The organism is Pseudomonas sp. MF4836, assembly GCF_002018875.1.
GTDB lineage: Bacteria > Pseudomonadota > Gammaproteobacteria > Pseudomonadales > Pseudomonadaceae > Aquipseudomonas.
In genome coordinates this window covers 511,527-529,637 of sequence record NZ_MVOL01000001.1, presented here as the reverse complement: position 1 = coordinate 529,637, position 18,111 = coordinate 511,527, and the positions used below count along the sequence as shown (strand labels likewise).

General features: G+C 66.7%; 17 protein-coding genes and 1 riboswitch. Of the genes, 11 read left to right on the top strand and 6 right to left on the bottom strand.

Features of this window, described 5'->3' with window-relative positions:
• Positions 1 to 128 precede the first annotated feature (128 nt).
• From MF4836_RS02425 to MF4836_RS02415, 3 genes are read left to right on the top strand one after another with little or no spacing between them, the layout of a single operon-like run.
• Positions 129 to 1,115: an ABC transporter substrate-binding protein gene (locus MF4836_RS02425; protein WP_078468934.1), complete on the top strand. Its 987-nt coding sequence runs from the start codon at positions 129 to 131 to the stop codon at positions 1,113 to 1,115.
• Between the two features lie 9 nt (positions 1,116 to 1,124).
• Complete coding sequence (locus MF4836_RS02420) at positions 1,125 to 1,928, top strand: ABC transporter permease (RefSeq protein ID WP_078468933.1); 804 nt, start codon at positions 1,125 to 1,127, stop codon at positions 1,926 to 1,928.
• On the top strand, positions 1,916 to 2,752 hold the full coding sequence (locus MF4836_RS02415; protein WP_020298635.1) for an ABC transporter ATP-binding protein: 837 nt from the start codon (positions 1,916 to 1,918) through the stop codon (positions 2,750 to 2,752). The genes MF4836_RS02420 and MF4836_RS02415 overlap by 13 nt, the downstream gene beginning before the upstream one ends.
• Positions 2,753 to 2,806: 54 nt before the next feature.
• Here MF4836_RS02415 and MF4836_RS02410 read toward each other — a convergent pair whose 3' ends face one another.
• Positions 2,807 to 3,385: a TetR/AcrR family transcriptional regulator gene (locus tag MF4836_RS02410; protein WP_078468932.1), complete on the bottom strand. Its 579-nt coding sequence runs from the start codon at positions 3,383 to 3,385 to the stop codon at positions 2,807 to 2,809.
• Between the two features lie 157 nt (positions 3,386 to 3,542).
• On the opposite strand from MF4836_RS02410, the gene MF4836_RS02405 reads away from it, so the two are divergent.
• The 7 genes from MF4836_RS02405 (at position 3,543) to MF4836_RS02375 (ending at position 11,387) form a co-directional block, all read left to right on the top strand.
• Complete coding sequence (locus tag MF4836_RS02405; RefSeq protein ID WP_078468931.1) at positions 3,543 to 4,331, top strand: SDR family NAD(P)-dependent oxidoreductase; 789 nt, start codon at positions 3,543 to 3,545, stop codon at positions 4,329 to 4,331.
• Positions 4,332 to 4,417: 86 nt separating this feature from the next.
• Positions 4,418 to 5,413 carry an NADP-dependent oxidoreductase gene (locus MF4836_RS02400; protein ID WP_078468930.1) on the top strand — a complete coding sequence of 332 codons (996 nt, stop codon included), beginning with the start codon at positions 4,418 to 4,420 and terminating at the stop codon, positions 5,411 to 5,413.
• Positions 5,414 to 5,470: 57 nt separating this feature from the next.
• Positions 5,471 to 5,672, top strand: a riboswitch (cobalamin riboswitch).
• Positions 5,673 to 5,781: 109 nt separating this feature from the next.
• Entirely contained in the window at positions 5,782 to 6,555 is a 774-nt protein-coding gene (locus MF4836_RS02395; protein WP_078468929.1) for a class I SAM-dependent methyltransferase, read from the top strand.
• Positions 6,556 to 6,590: 35 nt separating this feature from the next.
• Positions 6,591 to 8,711, top strand: coding sequence for a TonB-dependent receptor (locus MF4836_RS02390; RefSeq protein ID WP_078468928.1), 2,121 nt, complete (start codon positions 6,591 to 6,593; stop codon positions 8,709 to 8,711).
• A 47-nt stretch (positions 8,712 to 8,758) separates the two neighbouring features.
• Complete coding sequence (locus MF4836_RS02385; RefSeq protein ID WP_078468927.1) at positions 8,759 to 9,619, top strand: ABC transporter substrate-binding protein; 861 nt, start codon at positions 8,759 to 8,761, stop codon at positions 9,617 to 9,619.
• Positions 9,616 to 10,623 (top strand): FecCD family ABC transporter permease, encoded by a 1,008-nt coding sequence (locus MF4836_RS02380; protein WP_078468926.1) that lies wholly within the window; start codon positions 9,616 to 9,618, stop codon positions 10,621 to 10,623. Before MF4836_RS02385 ends, MF4836_RS02380 begins: the two co-directional genes overlap by 4 nt.
• A complete protein-coding gene (locus MF4836_RS02375) occupies positions 10,620 to 11,387 on the top strand; it encodes an ABC transporter ATP-binding protein (protein ID WP_078468925.1) in 768 nt (255 codons plus the stop codon). The genes MF4836_RS02380 and MF4836_RS02375 overlap by 4 nt, the downstream gene beginning before the upstream one ends.
• Positions 11,388 to 11,400: 13 nt before the next feature.
• Here the strand turns inward: MF4836_RS02375 and MF4836_RS02370 are convergent, their stop codons facing one another.
• The 5 genes from MF4836_RS02370 to MF4836_RS02350 are packed head-to-tail and all read right to left on the bottom strand — an operon-like array spanning position 11,401 to position 16,581.
• Positions 11,401 to 12,423, bottom strand: coding sequence for an SMP-30/gluconolactonase/LRE family protein (locus MF4836_RS02370; protein ID WP_078468924.1), 1,023 nt, complete (start codon positions 12,421 to 12,423; stop codon positions 11,401 to 11,403).
• Positions 12,424 to 12,460: 37 nt separating this feature from the next.
• A complete protein-coding gene (locus MF4836_RS02365; RefSeq protein WP_078468923.1) occupies positions 12,461 to 13,849 on the bottom strand; it encodes a tripartite tricarboxylate transporter permease in 1,389 nt (462 codons plus the stop codon).
• On the bottom strand, positions 13,846 to 14,310 hold the full coding sequence (locus tag MF4836_RS02360; protein WP_078468922.1) for a hypothetical protein: 465 nt from the start codon (positions 14,308 to 14,310) through the stop codon (positions 13,846 to 13,848). The genes MF4836_RS02365 and MF4836_RS02360 overlap by 4 nt, the downstream gene beginning before the upstream one ends.
• A gap of 58 nt (positions 14,311 to 14,368) precedes the next feature.
• The gene (locus tag MF4836_RS02355; protein ID WP_078468921.1) at positions 14,369 to 15,295 is read right to left on the bottom strand and encodes a hydroxymethylglutaryl-CoA lyase; all 927 of its coding nucleotides are present in this window, start codon (positions 15,293 to 15,295) and stop codon (positions 14,369 to 14,371) included.
• Positions 15,292 to 16,581 (bottom strand): hydroxymethylglutaryl-CoA reductase, degradative, encoded by a 1,290-nt coding sequence (locus MF4836_RS02350; RefSeq protein ID WP_078468920.1) that lies wholly within the window; start codon positions 16,579 to 16,581, stop codon positions 15,292 to 15,294. Before MF4836_RS02350 ends, MF4836_RS02355 begins: the two co-directional genes overlap by 4 nt.
• A 132-nt stretch (positions 16,582 to 16,713) precedes the next feature.
• Between MF4836_RS02350 and MF4836_RS02345 the strand changes: the two genes are divergently transcribed.
• Positions 16,714 to 18,084 carry an aminotransferase-like domain-containing protein gene (locus tag MF4836_RS02345; protein WP_078468919.1) on the top strand — a complete coding sequence of 457 codons (1,371 nt, stop codon included), beginning with the start codon at positions 16,714 to 16,716 and terminating at the stop codon, positions 18,082 to 18,084.
• The last annotated feature ends 27 nt before the right edge of the window (positions 18,085 to 18,111 follow it).

Here is an 18,111-nt window from a genome sequence, read left to right as displayed (position 1 = left end):
GCCAACATCAACCTCGCCCCACAGCGGCAAAAGGTCCGTCAGAGACCCGCAGGATGTTCCCGTTTTTGGCGTCTAGCCCCACTGCCCCGAGATATACGAACTAAAAACCATCGTTCCGGGAGTGCTCAATGATCAAGTCTTTCGTCTCGCGCTGCATGCGTCCCCTGGTCTTCACCGCTATCGCCGCCGGCGTCGCCAGCGGTGCCCAGGCCGGCACCCTGTCCATCGGCCATACCACCTGGGTCGGCTACGGCACCCTGTACCTGGCCAAGGACCTGGGCTACTTCAAGGAAGGCGGGCTCACCGTCGACCTGCCGACCATCGAGGAAGCCTCGATGTACATGGCGGCCCAGGCCTCTGGCAAGTTGTCCGGCTCGGCTTCGACTCTGGATGAGATCCTCAAGTACCGACCGCAGTTCTGCTTCAAGGCGGTGGCCGCCCTGGATGAAAGCCATGGTGGCGATGGCGTGCTGGTGGGCAAGGAAGTCAACCGCCTGCAAGACCTCAAGGGCCAGTCGGTGGCGGTCAACGAGGGTTCGGTGTCGCAGTTCTGGCTCAATTACCTGCTGAAAAACGCCGGCATGAAAATGAGCGACCTGAACATCCAGAACATGACCGCCGACGACGCCGCCACCGCCTTTATTTCCGGGCGCGTGCCGGCCGCCGTGACCTGGGAGCCGCACCTGACCACCGTGCGCAACAAGCAACAGGGCAAGGTGCTGGTGGACAGCAGCAGTACCCCAGGGGTGATCGTCGATGTGGTAGCCCTGAGCTGCGATGTTATCGACAAGCAGCCGAACGACATCAAGGCCCTGGTGGCCGGCCTGTACAAGGCCGTGAAGTACACCCAGGAGCACCCGAAGGAGGCCTACGCGATCATGGCCAAGGGCGTCGGCGGCTACCTGGCAGACCCGGCCGAATTGGAAGCCGCGGCCAAGGGCGTGCGCTTCTACGACCAGGCCATGAGCGAGAAGCTGCTGGGCAGCAATGGCAGCACCGGCGAGGCGGCCACGGTGATCAAACTGGCCAATGAAACCGCCAGCGAGCTGCAGGGTAAAGCCTTCAACGTCAGCTACAGCGACCTGATCGACAACCGCTTTATCAGCCCGAAATAGGAGCTCGCCATGTCCAAGCGCAATTCGTGGCTGAACCGCTGCCTGACGCCCAAGACCGGCTTGCCGATCCAGGTGGTCTGGAGCGCCAGCGCCCTGGCCTGGGGCCTGCTGATCGGCTTGTGGGCGTTTCTGTCCTACGGCGGCGTGGTGCCGGCGATGTTCCTGCCGACCCCGGGGGCGGTGTTCGACGCCGCCCTGCGCCTGGCCCGCGACGGCACCCTGGGGCCCCATGTCTGGGCCAGCGTCGAGGTGGTGATGATCGGCTTCGTGATCTCATCCCTGGTGGCAGTGCCCATCGGTCTGCTGATGGGCAGCTTCCGGGTGGTGCAGGCGTTTCTCGAACCGCTGGTGAACTTTATCCGCTACCTGCCGGTGACCTCGTTCGTGCCGCTGTTCATCCTGTGGATCGGCATCGGCCTGGAGCAGCGGGTGTCGATCATTATTTTCGGCGTGTTCTTCCAGCAGTTGGTGATGATCGCCGACGTGTCCAAGGGCATTTCCAAGGACCTGATCAACGCCTCCTACACCCTGGGCTCGAGCCGCGCCGACGCGGTGCTGCACGTGATCGCCCCGGCCTCGCTGCCGGGGGTACTCGACACTTTGCGCGTGACCATGGGCTGGGCCTGGACCTACCTGGTGGTGGCCGAACTGGTGGCCGCCTCCAGCGGCCTGGGCTACCTCAGCCTCAAAGCCATGCGCGGGTTCCAGGTCGACGTGATTTTCCTGGCGATCGCCGTGATCGGCCTGCTGGGCCTGATCACCGATCAACTATTCAGATTCCTCCGTTTGAAGGTGGCCGCATGGGCTCAGTAACCGCAACTTCTCCCACCCAACTCACCCAGGCCCGCATCGCCCCGCAGCCGGCGCCGCAACTGCGGGTGGATCAGGTCACCCTGCAATACAAGACCCCGTCGGGCAGCACCTTCACCGCCCTGGAGCAGGTGTCGTTCGAGGTGCCGGACCAGCAATTTGCGGTCCTGGTCGGCCCCTCGGGCTGCGGCAAGTCGAGCCTGCTGTACCTGACGGCGGGCCTGGCCGAGCCGACTTCGGGCGAGATCTATGTCGGTGGCCAGCAGGTGGATGGGCCCGGTGCCGATCGCGGCATGGTGTTCCAGGGCTACACCCTGTTTCCATGGCTGACGGTGCGCAAGAACATCGAGTTCGGCCTCAAGCGCCGTGGCGTGCCGGCGGCGGAGCGCAAGGAGATCGTCGAGCACTACCTGAATGAAGTCGGCCTGCTGCGCTTCGCCGATAACTATTCCAAGCAACTTTCGGGGGGGATGATGCAACGCGTGGCCATCGCCCGGGCCCTGGCCAACGACCCGCAGATCCTGCTGATGGACGAACCCTTCGGCGCCCTCGACAGCCAGACCCGGTTGCAGATGCAGCAACTGCTGCTCAAGGTCTGGGAGCACAGCAAGAAAACCGTGCTGTTCGTGACCCACGATATCGACGAGGCGATCCTGCTCGGCGACCGGATCTTCGTCATGGGCGCACGCCCGGGGCGGATCAAGGAGGTGCTCGACGTGCCCATCGGCCGCCCGCGCAACCTGGACATGGTCATGGACCCGGACTTTATCCGCATGAAGCGCAACATCTTCCACCTGCTGCACGACGGGCCCGAGGACGATCACTAGCCGCGCGGCAGCAGCCATCCTGCTGGCTGCCGGCCGAGGCCCGGCATGGGTCGCCTAGTCGACCGATAAAGGCGGCAGCGATGCCAGGATCCGGGTCCGGCACACTGCCAGGATCTCATCGGCCAGTGGCGAGTCATCCGGGCACGCCCGGGACAGCACCAGGGCGCCGACCGCATGGGCCACCCGGCTGATGATGGCGGCGCGCAACTGCTGGCCTGTTTCATCCTTGGCCCCCTCCCCGGGCTCTAGGGCGGCCAGCAGGTTTTCAATACCGCTGGCGAAGGTGGCCTTGATCTCTTCCGGCTGCCGCGCCGCGTCACCGCACAGCGCCGCCATGGTGCAGCCCACGCCCCGGCCATCGCGATGCTCACGGGACAGGTAACGCGTGATGAACTCGCTGATATCGACCTGGGCGCGGTTTTCCAGGCTCTGGGAAAACCCGCACGCGGCCGCTTCGGCCATCAGGTCGGCCTTGGAAGCGAAGTGCTTGTAGAACCCGCCATGGGTGAAGCCGGCGGCGGCCATCAGGTCCGCCACGCTCACGCCGTCATACCCCCGTTCCCGAAACAGCACCGACGCCGTCTCGACGATGTGCGCCCGGTTAGCCTGTGCCTGCGCCTTGGTGACCCTCATAGCTGGATGCCTCGTTGCTCGTCAGGCGCACACTATACATTGATGTCGATCATCATCAAAACCATTGACGATTAAGATTATGATCATCATCATAAAGTCCGGCGCGGCATTTCGCGCCTTACGGCTTGCCCCCCTTTTTGATCCAGAGAGCATTTCCATGACCACTCTTTCGACTGTTCTGATTACTGGCGCGTCCTCCGGCATCGGCGCCACCTACGCCGAGCGTTTTGCCCGTCGCGGCCACGACCTGGTGCTGGTGGCCCGCGACCAGGCGCGCCTGGACACCCTCGCCAGCCGCCTGCGGCGCGAACACGGGATCGCCGTCGATGTGTTGCCGGCCGACCTGACCCAGACCAGCGACCTGATCAAGGTCGAGGCGCGCCTGCGCGATGACCGCAAAATCGGCATTCTGATCAACAACGCCGGGGCCGCGCAGTCCGGCAGTTTTATCGACCAGACCCCGGACGCGGTGGCGCAGATCGTGACCCTGAACACCACCGCCCTGGTGCGGCTGGCCAGCGCGATCGCCCCGCGCCTGGCAGAGGCCGGTGACGGCGCCATCGTCAATATCGGCTCGGTGGTCGGCCTGGCTCCGGAACTGGGGATGACGGTCTACGGCGCGACCAAGGCCTTCGTGCTGTTCCTGTCCCAGGGGCTGACCCTGGAGCTGGCCCCCAAGGGGGTCTATATCCAGGCCGTGTTGCCTGCCGCCACGCGCACCGAGATCTGGGAACGTTCCGGCATCGATATCAACACCCTGCCCGAGGTCATGGACGTTGGTGAACTGGTGGATGCGGCCCTGGTCGGCTTCGATCGCCGCGAACCGGTGACCATCCCGCCACTGCATGAAGTGTCGCGCTGGGACAACCTGCAGGCCGCGCGCCAGGTGCTGCTGACCGACATCCGCCAGAGCCGCGCCGCCGAGCGCTATCGCAGCGCGTCCTGAGCCCGCGCCCACCTGAGCATGCCCGACCATCCGCTGACGCCGACCCGCGCGCCAGCGTTGGGCACCGCTCTCATGAGAGGCTGTGTATGCAAGCATTTTTTATCGAGCGTTACGGCCAGGACACCGGGCGGCTGGGCCAGGTGCCCGAGCCGCAGGTGCAAGCCCACGAGGTCCTGGTCCAGGTGCATGCCAGCAGCGTCAATCTGCTTGATGCCAAGATCGCCAAAGGCGAATTCAAATTGATCCTGCCGTACCACCTGCCCCTGGTTTTGGGCAATGACCTGGCCGGCGTGGTGCTGCGGGTGGGCACTGAGGTCCGGCGCTTCAAGCCGGGGGACGAGGTCTACGGGCGCCCTCCCCAGGCACGTATCGGCACCTTCGCCGAGCGGATTGCCGTGGCCGAGGCGGCCCTGGCGCTGAAGCCGTCCAACCTCGACATGGAGCACGCCGCATCCGTTCCCCTGGTCGGCCTGACGGCATGGCAGGTGCTGGTGGAAACCGCCCAGCTCAAGCCGGGGCAAAAGGTACTGATCCACGCCGGCTCCGGCGGTGTGGGGACCTTCGCCATCCAGCTCGCCAAGCACCTGGGGGCCTTCGTCGCGACGACCACCAGCAGCGCCAATGTCGAGTGGGTGAAGGCCCTGGGGGCGGACCTGGTCATCGACTACACGCGCCAATCCTTCGACAGCCTGTTGCACGGCTACGACCTGGTGCTCAACAGCCTGGACAGCGCGACCCTGGCGCGTTCGCTCAAGGTGCTCAAGCCCGGCGGCCTGCTGGTGTCGATTTCCGGCCCGCCCACCGCCGACTTTGCCCGGGAGCAGCGTCTGTCCTGGGGGCTGAAGCAGGTCATGGGCCTGCTCAGTCATGGCATCCGCCGCAAGGCACGCCAGGCGGGTGTGCACTACCGCTTCGTGTTCATGCGCGCCAGCGGCGAACAACTGGGTGAACTGAGCCGACTGATCGAGGCCGGTGCGATCCAGCCGGTGATCGATCGCAGCTACCCGCTGGCCTCCACCGCCGAGGCCCTGAAGTACGTCGCACAGGGGCGCGCCAAAGGCAAGGTGGTCATCAAGCTCTGAAGCTGCAAGCCGCAAGCTTGCGGCTTAGGCGCTTGACGCTGCCGTCCCTCAATGGTCAGATGCGCGCCAGTTTCAGGTGTCCGCAGCCGTCGTGCTGCGGGTGAAACGGGAAGCCGGTAGGCCCTTTGGGCGAGTCCGGCGCTGCCCCCGCAACGGTATGCGAGCGAAACATTCACACAGCCACTGTGCCTGGGCATGGGAAGGCGAATGTTTCATGCCCCTCGCGAGCCCGGAGACCGGCCTGATCCCTACATGGCAATCCGCGGTGGGCGGGTGCAGGCCTTGGCGTGCGCATGCTGTCCCCTGCCCGCCACTTTCTGCTTCAGCTCCCGCGGGTGGCCCGACCTGGCTCAACCCGGCGCTTTCCGATGACGCTTTGCACCTCGCCCCGCCCTGCTCCCTTTGTCTGGCCCGACCACGAGGCGGCGTTTTATGCCGAGCATCTGGCCGCCTCCAACTATGTCGAACGTGTCGGTGGCTGCCTGCTGCAACTGCTCGGCCCGCAGCGGCAACTGCTGGATATCGGCGCCGGTTCGGGGATCCTTGGGCGGCATCTGCTGGCCCCAAGTGGCCAGTGGACCGTGGTCGAGCCCAACGCCTATATGGGTCGCTGCATCGAGCGCCTGGCGGCCCGTGAACCGGCCGTGAGCCTGAGCCTGCACCCGGGCCTCTGGCAAGACATCGGCGACCTGGGCCTGGCGCCGACACAGACCGTGCTCTGCGCCAACATCCCGGTCAGCGACGGCCAGGCCCAGGCCTTTCTCGAGCGGGTGCGGCCCCTGGCCAGCGGCACCCTGGTGTGGAACCTGCCGGCCCAGGAGGGCCCGCGCACCTATTGCCTCTCGGGGTTCCTGCCGCCTCAACTGCACCGCAGCGACATGACCCCGGGCTATCAACTGACCCTGGCCGAGCTGCCGGCCAGCGCCCGGCCCGACGAGATTCACTTCACCGAATGGGCGTTCAGCACGTTGTTCGCCACCCCCGAAGCAGCCCTGATGCATTTCAGGGAGAAGCTCGGCGCCCTCGATGGCGCGGCGCTGGGGCTGCTTGAACGGCATTTGCAGGATCACCTGCAACCGGCCCCGGGGGGCTGGCTGGCCAGCGCCCCGAAACGCGCCGCCAGCTTGCTCTGGCACGCGTGAACTCTCCCATAAGAACCTGCCTGCGGACCTCCCCCATGCCTAGCCTGCGCCACACCTTCGCCCTGCCCCTGCTGCTGAGCACCAGCCTCGCCACCCAGGCCGCCGACAAAACGTCGGTGCTGCAGATGGACACGACCCTGGTCAGCGCACCCCGGGCCGGCGAATCGCTCAAGGACGCCACCAGCACCGTGCAGGTGATCGACAGCGAGCAGATCGAACGCTCCTCGGCGCGCAACCTGACCGACCTGCTGGCGGAAAACGCGGTGGGCTTTTTCAGTGAATGGACCCCGGGCCAGACCTCGATCAACATCCGTGGCGGTAATACCGATGGCCAGGGCCGGGACTTTCGCAGCCAGGTAACGGTGCTGGTCAACGGGCGCCGGGCCGGCACGGCGAATATTTCCAAGCTGTCGCCGGCCCAGGTCGCGCGCATTGAAGTGATCCGTGGCCCGGCCTCGGTGATCTATGGCAGCCAGGCCATCGGTGGCGTGATCAACATCATCACCCGCAATGGCCGCAACACCGAAGGCGGTGGCGCGACCCTGCAGGGCGGCTCCTGGGGCCTGGCCCAGGGCAGCCTGTTCCAGAGCGGCGTGTCCGGGCCACTGGATTACTACCTGGGTCTGGACAGCGGCCGGCGCGGTGACTATCAGAGCCGGGACGGCACCCAGGAAAACACCTCGTGGAAGCGTCGGGGCGGGTTGTTGGCCCTGGGCTATGACCTGTCCGATGACCAGCGCCTGGACCTGACTCTGCGCTCGGACGGTATCTACGACGCGGGCTTTCGCGGTTCGCAATGGGACTACAACAACTACGACAACCGCTATAACCAGTCCCTGGAAGCCAATTGGACCGCCAAGCCGACCGACAGGCTGAACTGGGCGGCCCAGGTCTACGCCCTGCGCGATGTCGACGACCTGCACTGGGGTTCGGAGCGCCAGGGCAACGGCAGCCCCGGGTTCAGCAAGGACCATATCGAGCGCCGCCTGGACGCCTATGGCCTGAAGCTGACGCCGCAGTTCCTGCTGGGCCCCGGCACCGACCTGCTGCTGGGCCTGGACCTGGAAAAAAGCACACTGCGCAATGATCGTTTCCGCGTGGCCATGAACGGCTCCACCAGCAGCCAGGTGGCGCCCTACGACATCAACTCCGATGACCTCAGCGCCGCGCTGTACGCCGAGCTGATCCAGCGCCTGATGGACGACCGCCTGACCCTGCGCGCCGGTTCGCGCTACAGCTATGGCCGCTCGAGCACGGTCAAGACCGACTACATGCCGACCCTCGAAGAACAGACCCGCAGCTTCGATGAGGTCACCTACAGCCTCGGCGCAGCCTTCGAGGCCATGCCCGGGGTCAAGCTGCGGGCCGGGGTTTCCACCGGTTTCCGCGCACCGCTGGCAGGCGAGCTGGCGGCCGACTTCACCACCACCAGCGGCAGCCAGACCCTGGGCAATGCCGACCTCAAGCCCGAGACCAGCCTGCAATACGAAACCGGCATCACCCTGACCAGCCGCCACCAGTTCTTCGACCTGGCGCTGTTCCAGAACCGGATCCAGGACCGCATCACCAGCCGCCCCCTGGGCGGCAATGTCAGCCAGTACGTGAACGGCGACGGCGACGCGGTGATCCGTGGCCTTGAAGCGCAATGGCAATACGACCTGGCCCGCGCCCTCACCCTGGGTGACGAGCGCATCCTGCGCCTCAACAGCAACGCCAACTGGAACTTCGACATGGATGACAAGGGCGCCGCCAGCACCCTGACCGGCCCGCACCGCGAGCAGATCCAGCGCATGTACCAATACCAGGCCAGCCTTGGCCTGACCTACGGCCGCGAGCGTGACTGGGACCTGGGGCTGAACGGGATCCTGCGCGGCCCGGTGTACTACCGCACCGAAGAGCGGCTGCTGAACCCGGATGCCAACTACGTGTACCGCAAGGCGCCGTTCTGGGTCTTCAACCTGCGCGGCAACTACACCCTGAGCCAGCAGCTGAGCCTGTTCGGCGGGGTCAACAACCTGTTCGACATTGACCGCAGCAGCCTGTTTATCGCCACCGGCAATGACTCGCCGCTGGCCGATCCGCGCGCCTCCAACGGTGGCCTGGGCAACAGCAACCCGGGGCGCGAGCTGTACCTCGGCGCGCGCTACCGGTTTTAAGCCGGGTGCGCTGGCTACTGCTGTTGTGCCTTTTGGCAAGCCCTGGCGTGCGTGCGGATGAGGGCTTCCCCCGGACCCTGGTCGACTCCCTGGGACGCTCGGTGGAGATCCGGCACAAGCCGCAGCGCATCGTCGCGATCTTCGCCAGCAACGTCGAGATGCTGGCGGCGATCGGTGCCGGCGATGCCATCGTCGGGGTCGAGGCATGGACCCGCTACCCCGCCGACATCGCCGCCCGGGCCAAGGTCGGTGGGCGCCTGGGGTTTTCCGTGGAAGCCATTGCCCGGCTGCGCGCCGACCTGGTGATCATGACCCCGGCGCGGCAGGCCGCAACCCTGGTCGATCCCTTGCAGCGCATCGGCATTCCGGCCCTGGTGCTCAACCACCGCGACCTGGTCGCGGTGCAGGCCAACATCCGCCTGCTGGGCCAGGCCACCGGCCATGAAAGCGGCGCCGAACAGCTGATCGAGCACATGCAGGCACGCCTCGCGGCGGTCCAGGCGCGCCTGGCCGGGCAGCCGCCGGTGGCGGTGTACCTGGAAACCGGCAGTAACGATCGCGGCAGCTACCTGACCCTGCGCGGGCACAACTACACCAGCGACATCCTGCGCCTGGCAGGCGGGCGCAACCTGTTCGCCGACAGCCGCCTGAGCCAGGTCGGCGGCGAGTCGGTGTACCACGCCAACCCCACCCGGATCATCGTCGCCGGCAGCCCGCAACAGGCCGCCAGCCTGGGATCGCGCCCCGGCTGGCAGAGCATTGCCGCAGTGGCCGAGGGCCGGGTCGACAGCCTGCCCCGCGCCCTGCTGCTGATCCCCGGCCCGCGGGTGGTTGAAGGCGTCGAGCAACTGGCGGCGCTGCTGCACCCTGAGCTGTTTCCCAAGCCCCTGAGCGAGATCACGCCATGACCCGGGCCGCCCGCCGCGTCGACCGCCGCTACCGCCTGCTGTGCCTGACGCCGATCCCGGCGATCCTGATTGCCCTGTGGCTGGGCGCCGAACTGGCCCACTGGAGCGACGCCGTGGCGCTGTGGCACGGCAGCGATTCGCCCTTTGCCCAACTGCTGCTGACCTGGCGCCTGCCGCGGGTGCTGGCGGCTTTTTGCGTCGGTGCCTGCCTGGGCCTGGCCGGGGTGATTTTCCAGGGCGTGTTTCGCAATCCGCTGGCCGAGCCCTACCTGCTTGGCAGCGCCCCGGGGGCGGCGGTGGGGGCGGCCATTGCGCTGCTGGTGCCGCTGCCGCTGGCATTGGCCCTGAGCCTGCCGCTGCTGGCTTTTGCCGGAGCCTGGGGCGCGACCTTGCTGGTGCTGCTGATCACCCGACTGACGCGGATCAACGACACCAGCGGCCTGCTGCTGGCCGGCATCGCCGTTGCCGCCCTGCTCGGCGCCGTGCGCAGCTTGCTGCTGCTGGCGCTGTCGGATGAAACGGTCAACCTGCAAGTGGTGCTGAGCTGGACCCTGGGCGGCATCCACACCCCGGACTTCGCCGCACTCGGCCTGCTGGGCCTGCTCACCCTCCTCGCGCTACTGGCGGCCCGGCGCCTGGCCCATGGCCTGGACCTGCTGGGGTTCGGCGATCAGGTGGCCTACAGCATGGGTCTGCGGCCCCGGCGCTTTATCAACCTGGCGCTGTTGCTGGCGGCGGCGATCACCGCGCTGGCGGTGTCCTGGGGCGGGCTGGTGGGGTTTGTCGGGCTGGTCGCGCCCCATGCCGTGCGTTGGCTGCTGGGCCCGACCCACCAGCGCCTGATCGTGGCCAGTGCCCTGGTCAGCGGCGCCCTGCTGGCGCTGCTCGATGGCCTGGCTCGCAGCCTGCTGCCACCGGCGGAAATCCCCCTGGGGTTGCTGACCGCCCTGCTCGGCGCGCCGTTTTTCATTGTCTTGCTGACCCGCACGAGGCCTGCCCCATGAGCATCGCTCCCGTCCTCCAGGCCCGGGGCCTGTGTGTCGAACACGCCGGCCAAGCGGTGCTGCATGACTTCAACCTGGACCTGCAACCCGGCGAGCTGCTGGTGCTGGTCGGCCCCAACGGCTCGGGCAAAAGCAGCGCCCTGCGCGCCCTGGCCGGGGTGCAGCCGACCAGCGCCGGGCAGGTGCAGTTGCAGCAACGGCCCCTTGCCGCCTGGCCCGCGGCGCAGCGTGCGCAACGGCTTGCCTACCTGCCCCAGGACTTTCGCAGCCAATGGGACCTGCAAGTGGCCGAGCTGCTGAGCCTGGGCGCCCGACGCAACCCGGCGCTGCACGGCCAGCCGTTGCCTCGGGCGCTGATCCACTCCCTGGACATCCGCCACCTGCTGCAGCGGCGGCTGTCCCAGCTGTCCGGCGGCGAGCGGGCACGAGCCGGGATCGGCTGGGCGCTGGCCGCCGACTCGCCCCTGCTGTTGGCCGACGAACCCACCGCCGCCCTGGACATCGCCCACCAACTGAGCCTGATGAACTACCTGCGCAGCCGCCTGGACCATTGCGCGCAACTGCTGGTGCTGCACGACCTGGGACTGGCGATGCGCTTCGCCGACCGCATCGCGGTCCTGGCCGAAGGCCGCCTGCTGGGCACGGGCAGCCCCCAGGCAGTCCGGCAGGCCGGCTGGCTGGAACAGGCGTTCGGCCTGGGGTTCGCCTGGCATGACAGCCCCCATGGCCTGTATCCGATTCCCCTGGGCGCGCCCGGAGCCTGACTCCGCCTCGCCGTCACTGATGGGAATACAACGGCAACGCCTTGGCGAACCCCCGGGCCCGGAAGATGGCGCTGCCCTGCCCCAGGTCGCCGTCGCTGGCCACCAGGTACACCTCGTTGGTGCCGGGTTTGAGCGCCAGGCTGGTGGAGCGCAGGAAGTGCCCGTCGTCACGCCCCGGGATCAGGATCTGGCCGATCGGCAGGCCGTTGGGGTTGAGCACCAGCACCCGCCCCTGGCTGTACTGGGCCACATACAGGTTGCCGTCCTGATCGACCCGCATCGAGTCCGGCGACGGGCCGTTGAAGCGGTACACCACCGCCTCGCCAAACGGGGCGATGGTCTGCGCATCCTTGAGCTCAATACGGTGCAGCAGCCCGGTGGCGAACTCGGTGACCCACAGGGTCTTGCCGTCGGGCGACAGGGCAATGCCGTTGGCGATGGCCAGCCTGGGCAGGATCGGCACGATCTGCTGGCTGCCTGGCGCCACGTAGTACACGCCGCCGGTGGGTTCGGTGGAGGTGCCCTTGAAGTCGGTGAAGTAGAAGCCGCCCTGGCGGTCGAACACCAGGTCATCCACCAGAAAGTGCCGGTCGCCGGCGATGAGCACCTGCGGGTCCGAGCCGTCGGCGTTGTAGACCGTGAGGTTGCCGCTGTCCTTGAAGTTGCCCAGGCCGGCCACGAACAGCCGCCCATCCTTGTGGATCGCCAGCCCGGCCGAGCCCAGGGCGTTCTTTGGCACCACAACACTTAGCCGGCCCTGGGGATCGGCCTTGAGCACCTGGCCGCCGAAGACTTCGACAAACAGCAGGTTGCCGGCGCGGTCGAACGACGGCCCTTCGAGCTGCAAGCCCTGGTCCGAGACCTGGAGCCAGCGCTGGGCGGTGACCGTCGGCAGGTCGCGCTCGGCCACCGGCAGCGCCTGCAACCGGGCGCCACCCGGTGGGTAGGTCAGACTCGGCAACGGCTCGGCGGCCTGGACTCCAGGGCCCGCAGCGACAAGGGCAAACAGCAGGGAGAGCGCAATCAGCTTAGGCATGATGAAACCCCGATAGTGTTGTTATGCAGGCCATAGGTCAGGCACCCAGCAGCGCGGCCAGGGCCGGCACCGTGAGTACGGCGGTGTAGTAGCCCATGAACTGCACGCCGATGTTGAACCCCAGGAAACGCGAGAGAAAACCGCCCAGCAGGCCCACGGTGACGATCACCAACAGGCCGAGCAAACCGCCCTCCCAGATGCCGATCACCAGGATCAGCCCGACAAAAGTCGCGATCACCGCTTCATGGCTGATCTTGCGCGACACATAGGACGCCGCGCGGTGGGCGTAATTCATGGTGAAGGGGTAGGCAATCAGGATCGCCACCACCACCGCCAGCAGGCCGTAGCCGAGGAACTCCCAGGTGCTGAGCAGCGAGTGCAGGTTATTGACCTGGCCCGAGGCCGCGTCGACGCTGAAGCGTGGTGGCGCGTTGAACAGCGGCGCTGCCGGCCCCGCGGCCACCGGGCTCAGGGGCAGGCCGAAGGCGATCAGCGGGATCAACGCTTCGGCGATGTAGGTGGCCTCGGTCACGCCATTGCGCGCGGTAATCACCGTGGTCAGGCGGTGGTAGACATGCCGCACCCGGGAGCCCACCAGCTCGCCCATGATCACGGTCATGGCCACCGGGCTGAAGACGAAGGTGGCACTGGAAATCACCGCGGTGATGCCGGTCCACAGGCTTTGCTTGCGGTCCAGGACCTTGAGCGGGTTGGGGAAGAATCCGCCCCAGCTCTTGACGTCCGGCGACAGCGAAAAGGTCCGCACCTGATCGCGGCGCATCTTCGCCCGCTCCGCCGGGGCCAGCATGGAAAACAGCGCGGCGATCAACGGCCCGATGGCGATCCCCAGGAAATAACTGACGCTGAGCTTGACCCCGTACTGCCCGGTGAAGCTTTGCAGGCCGAGGATCACCATCACGAATGGGATCAGGGTCAGCACCGCCGCCAGCCGCCCCTTGGAAAACCAGGCAATGGCCACCGCCGCTGCGAGAAAGACCCAGGGCGCCGCGTGTTTGATCATGTCGCCGAACGGCGCCAGCATCACCGCGAACAACACCGCCATCGGCACCGCGATCAAGGCCGCGATCACCGCACCGGAAATCATCTTGCGCAGGGCAATGTGCGGCACCCCCAGGTTGCGCAGGAAGTTGGCCTCGCGCATCAATGGCGTGGCCATGGTGTCGCCGGGAATTCCCAGCAGCGCCGTGGGCACCGCGTGGGTCATGTGCTTGGCCACCGCGCCGGCCAGGAAGAAGGTCAGCACCCCGGGCGCCGGCACGCCGAGCAGCACCACCAGCAGGGTCAGGGGCGCCAGGGTGGTGGTTTCATCGCTGCCGGAAATCAGGCCGATGCCGGCAAAGATCACCGCACCGAGGATGCCCATGCCCAGGGCCATCAGGAGTGTGTCGAGCAAGGGCGCGATCATGGGCGGACACCTTGTACGGGGCCGACGGCAGCCGGCAAGTCACTGCCGGTTGCCGGCGCGACCTGAGCCTGCTCGTACTGGGCGAACAGTTCATAGAGGTCCATTTCCCGCAGTTCGGCGATGGTTTCCGGCGGCAGGTCGCTGAGCCGCCCCAGGTCGCCGAATTCGCTTTGCAGCTCAATCAGGACCTGGGTCCGCGTCCCCAGATCCGCCTGGTGTTCCACCACGTGGCGCTTGGGCTTGAACAGACGGGCACTGACGGCGCCGCCGATCAGGCAGCCGACAATCCCCAGCAACATGGCGTAGGCCCGCGCCATCTGCGCCGACTCGACCCAGCCATTGAGCAGGTGCTGGGCACCGAAAAATGCGCCGAGGCTGACGCAGGCACCAATGCCGATCGAATAGATCAGGTGACGACCGTCAACCGTGTCGCCCCACACTTCATAGAGTTCGGGTTTCAAAGCACTTCTCCCACCGCCCCTGCGGGCTTTTATTGTTATGCACGTGAAGAGATACCACTCAATGGCCGATGGCGAGCCGTCCCTTGGCCTGCAACGCCTGCGCCACCTTCGACCCGGTTTCCCGGCCCAGCCGGGCATTGATAAAGGCCCCGGCCGCCATCAGCCGATCCAGGTCGACGCCATGCTCCATCCCCAGGCCATCCAGCAGGTACACCAGGTCTTCGGTGGCCACATTACCGGTGGCGCCCGGGGAATACGGACAGCCCCCCAAACCCGCGACCGAGCTGTCGAACACCCGGACCCCGGCCTCCAGCGCGCTGTGCACGTTGGCCACGGCCATGCCGTAGGTGTCATGAAAATGCCCGGCCAGGGCCGCCACCGGCACCACCCGGCTGCACGCCTTGATCAAGGCGCGAGTGGCCCTCGGCGTGCCGCTGCCCAGGGTATCCCCCAAGCTGATTTCATAGCAGCCCATGGCGTACAGCGCGGCGCTGACCGTGGCCACCGCCTCGGGCTCGACCCGTCCGCTGAACGGGCACTCCATGACGCACGACACATAACCCCGGACCTTGATCCCGGCCGCGCGCGCGCCCTGCAACACCGTGTCGAAACGCTCCAGGCTGCGGGCAATCGAGCAGTTGATGTTTTTTTGCGAGAACGCCTCGGACGCTGCGGCAAACACCGCCACCTCGCGGCAGCCGGCTGCCAGCGCCGCCTCCAGCCCCTGGACATTGGGCACCAGGGCGGTCCAGGTCACCCCGGGACGCTCGGGCAGGGCCTGGAACACCTGATCCGAACCGGCCATTTGCGGCACCCAGCGCGGCGAGACAAAAGCCCCCGCCTCCAGGGTGCGCAAGCCGGCATCCGCCAACCGCTGCAGCAGTTGCAGGCGGACCTCGGGGGTGAGGACCTGCGCCTCGTTCTGCAAGCCATCGCGGGCGCCGACCTCCACCAGGCGCACCGCCTGTTGCGCGGCGCGGCTCATCCCTCGGCGCGCTTGTGTGCCAGCAGCGCCGCCGCGTTGTCGGCCCGCACGTCACGGGCTTCGACCATCTGTTTCACCAGCCAATCCACCTCGGGCCCGCGCGCCCCGGCGGACAAGGCAATGTTGCGTGCATGCAGGGCCATGTGCCCGCGCTGGATACCTTCGGTGGACAGGGCGCGCAAGGCCCCGAGGTTTTGCGCCAGGCCCACGGCCACGGCGATTTCCGCCAGCTCCTGGGCGCTCTTGACCCCGAGAATGCGCAGCGACAGCTGGGCCAGGGGGTGGGTCTTGGTCGCGCCGCCGACCAGGCCTACCGGCATGGGCATTTCCAGGGTGCCCACCAGGTGCCCCTGGCGGTCTTTTTCCCAGGTGGTGAGGGAGCCGTAGTGGCCGTTGCGGCAGGCGTAGGCATGGGCCCCCGCCTCCACCGCGCGCCAGTCGTTGCCGGTGGCGACGATCAGCGGATCGATGCCGTTCATGATGCCTTTGTTGTGGGTCGCGGCGCGGTACGGGTCGATCACCGCGAAGTTATAGGCATCGAGGATGCCCTCGATCACCTCTTCGCCCTTGTACGCGATGGTAGTCAGCAGCTCGGGGGCAATGCGCACCTGGGCCCGGGCCAGGCGCAGGTCGGCCAGGTTGGAGAGGATGCGCAACCGCACCTTGCCGCCGGTGATTTCCTCCATCAGCGGCGCCACGGCTTCGGCCATGGTGTTCACGGTGTTGGCGCCCATGGCGTCGCGCACATCGACGATCAAGTGCGCCACCAGCATCGGCCCCCGTGGGCTCTGGGCAAAGGTATGGACTTCGATATCCCGGCAGCCGCCGCCCAGCTGGTTGAGCAACTGATCCTTGCGGTTAGCCAGCTCGATGATTTCCGCCTTGCGCCGCATCAGGCTCAGCCGGGCGTTGAACGGGTCCTCGACCTCGACGATCTGCACCTGGGCGCGCATCAGCGGCAGCGAGCTCGAGGTCTGGAACCCCCCGGCTTCGCGGGCCAGCTTGGCCATGAACGAGGCCGCGGCCACCACCGAGGGTTCCTCGACCACCAGGGGCACGATCACATCGCGGCCATTGATCTGGAAGTTGCTGGCCACCGCATAGGGCAATTCGAATTTTCCGATCACGTTTTCGATCATGCCATCGGCGATTTCCAGCGGCAGTGCTCCGGCATCGCGCAGCAGCGCCACATCGGCACCGGGCAGTTGCAGCAACTCCTGCAAGTGATTCAGGCGTTCGGCCGGGGTCATGCTACGGAACATGGGGAGGCGGGAATCGAGGCTCATAAAAATCCTGTCGCAGTTATTGTTGTTCAGTGAGCGCCACCCTAATCCGCTGCGTCCCGGCAAAGAAGGTACAGTTTGGACAGACAGTACCCACGCTGTACCCTGCGCATAATTCCCCCCAGGACTTCCCCCATGGCGCACCTGACCCTGGCCCAGCAACTGGCGGCGTCGCTTGCCGAGCAAATCGGCAACGGCACCTACCGCGTCGGCGACCGCCTGCCGTCCCTGCGCGAATGCATGCGCCTGTTCGGCCATTCGAAAAACACCGTGATCAACGCCTACGAGGCGCTGGCCTCCCAGGGCCTGGTGGAGGCGCGCCATGGCCGGGGGTTTTTCGTCAAGCAGGGAGCGCCCAATGGCAGCGAACCCGAGGAGCCGCCGCCCTATGCCCGGGCCATGGACACCATCTGGCTGATGCGCCAGCAGTTCGTGCGCGAGCCCGGGCAGTCCCCCCTCGGAGAGGGCTTTGCGCCGGTGGAGTGGCTGATGGACATGCGCCTCGACAAGTTCACCCGGCAGATCATGCGCACCGGGGTCAGCACCCTGTTCCGCTACGGCAACCGCCTGGGCAACGCCAGCCTGCGCCAGCACCTGGTGCAGAAACTGGCGGCATACTCGATCAGCGCCACCCCGCGCCAGATCGTCACCACCCACGGTGCCAACCACGCCCTGGACCTGATCATCCGGCGCTTTGTCGGCTACGGCGATACGGTGCTGGTGGAAGACCCGGGCTACTACCCGCTGTTCGGCAAGTTGCAATTGCAGGGCGCGCGCATGCTGCCGGTGCCGCGCCTGCCGGACGGGCCGGACCTGGACGTGCTCGAACAGCACCTGCGCGAACACAAGCCCAAGCTGTTTTTCATCCAGTCGATCGGCCATAACCCCACCGGCTCCGACCTCTCGCCGAGCAAGGCGTTTCGCCTGGTGCAACTGGCCCAGGCCTACAACCTCATCCTGGTGGACGACGACGCCCTGGCCGATTTCAAGCCGGCCTCGGGCATCAGGGTCTCGGCCCTGGATCAGTTGCAGCGCTCGCTGTATGTCGGGAGTTTTTCCAAGTCGGTGTCGGCCGCGCTGCGGGTCGGCTTTATCGCCGGCAGCAAGGAGCTGATCGATGAACTGGGCGACCTGAAGATGCTGCTGCACACCAGCTCATCGGAGTTCTGCGAGCGCACGGTGGACGTGATCCTCACCGAAGGCCATTTCCTGCGCCACCTGATCCGCCTCCAGGAACGCCTGCGCAGCGCCACCGACAGCGGCTTGCAGTTGCTGGACGAAATCGGCGCCGAGGTGTTTGTGCGCCCCGAGCAGAGCCTGTACCTGTGGGCCCGCTTTGCCCATATCGACGATGCCCGGGAGCTGACCCGGCAACTGCTGCCCAAAGGGTTCATGATCGCCCCCGGGCACATCTTTTCCCCGGAGCAATCGCGGATCAACCCCTGGACCCGGCTCAACGTCGCTTACCTCAATGACCCGCGGCTCAAGGCGGTGTTACAGCGCTGAGGGACATGTTCGACGCCCTCAGGCGCT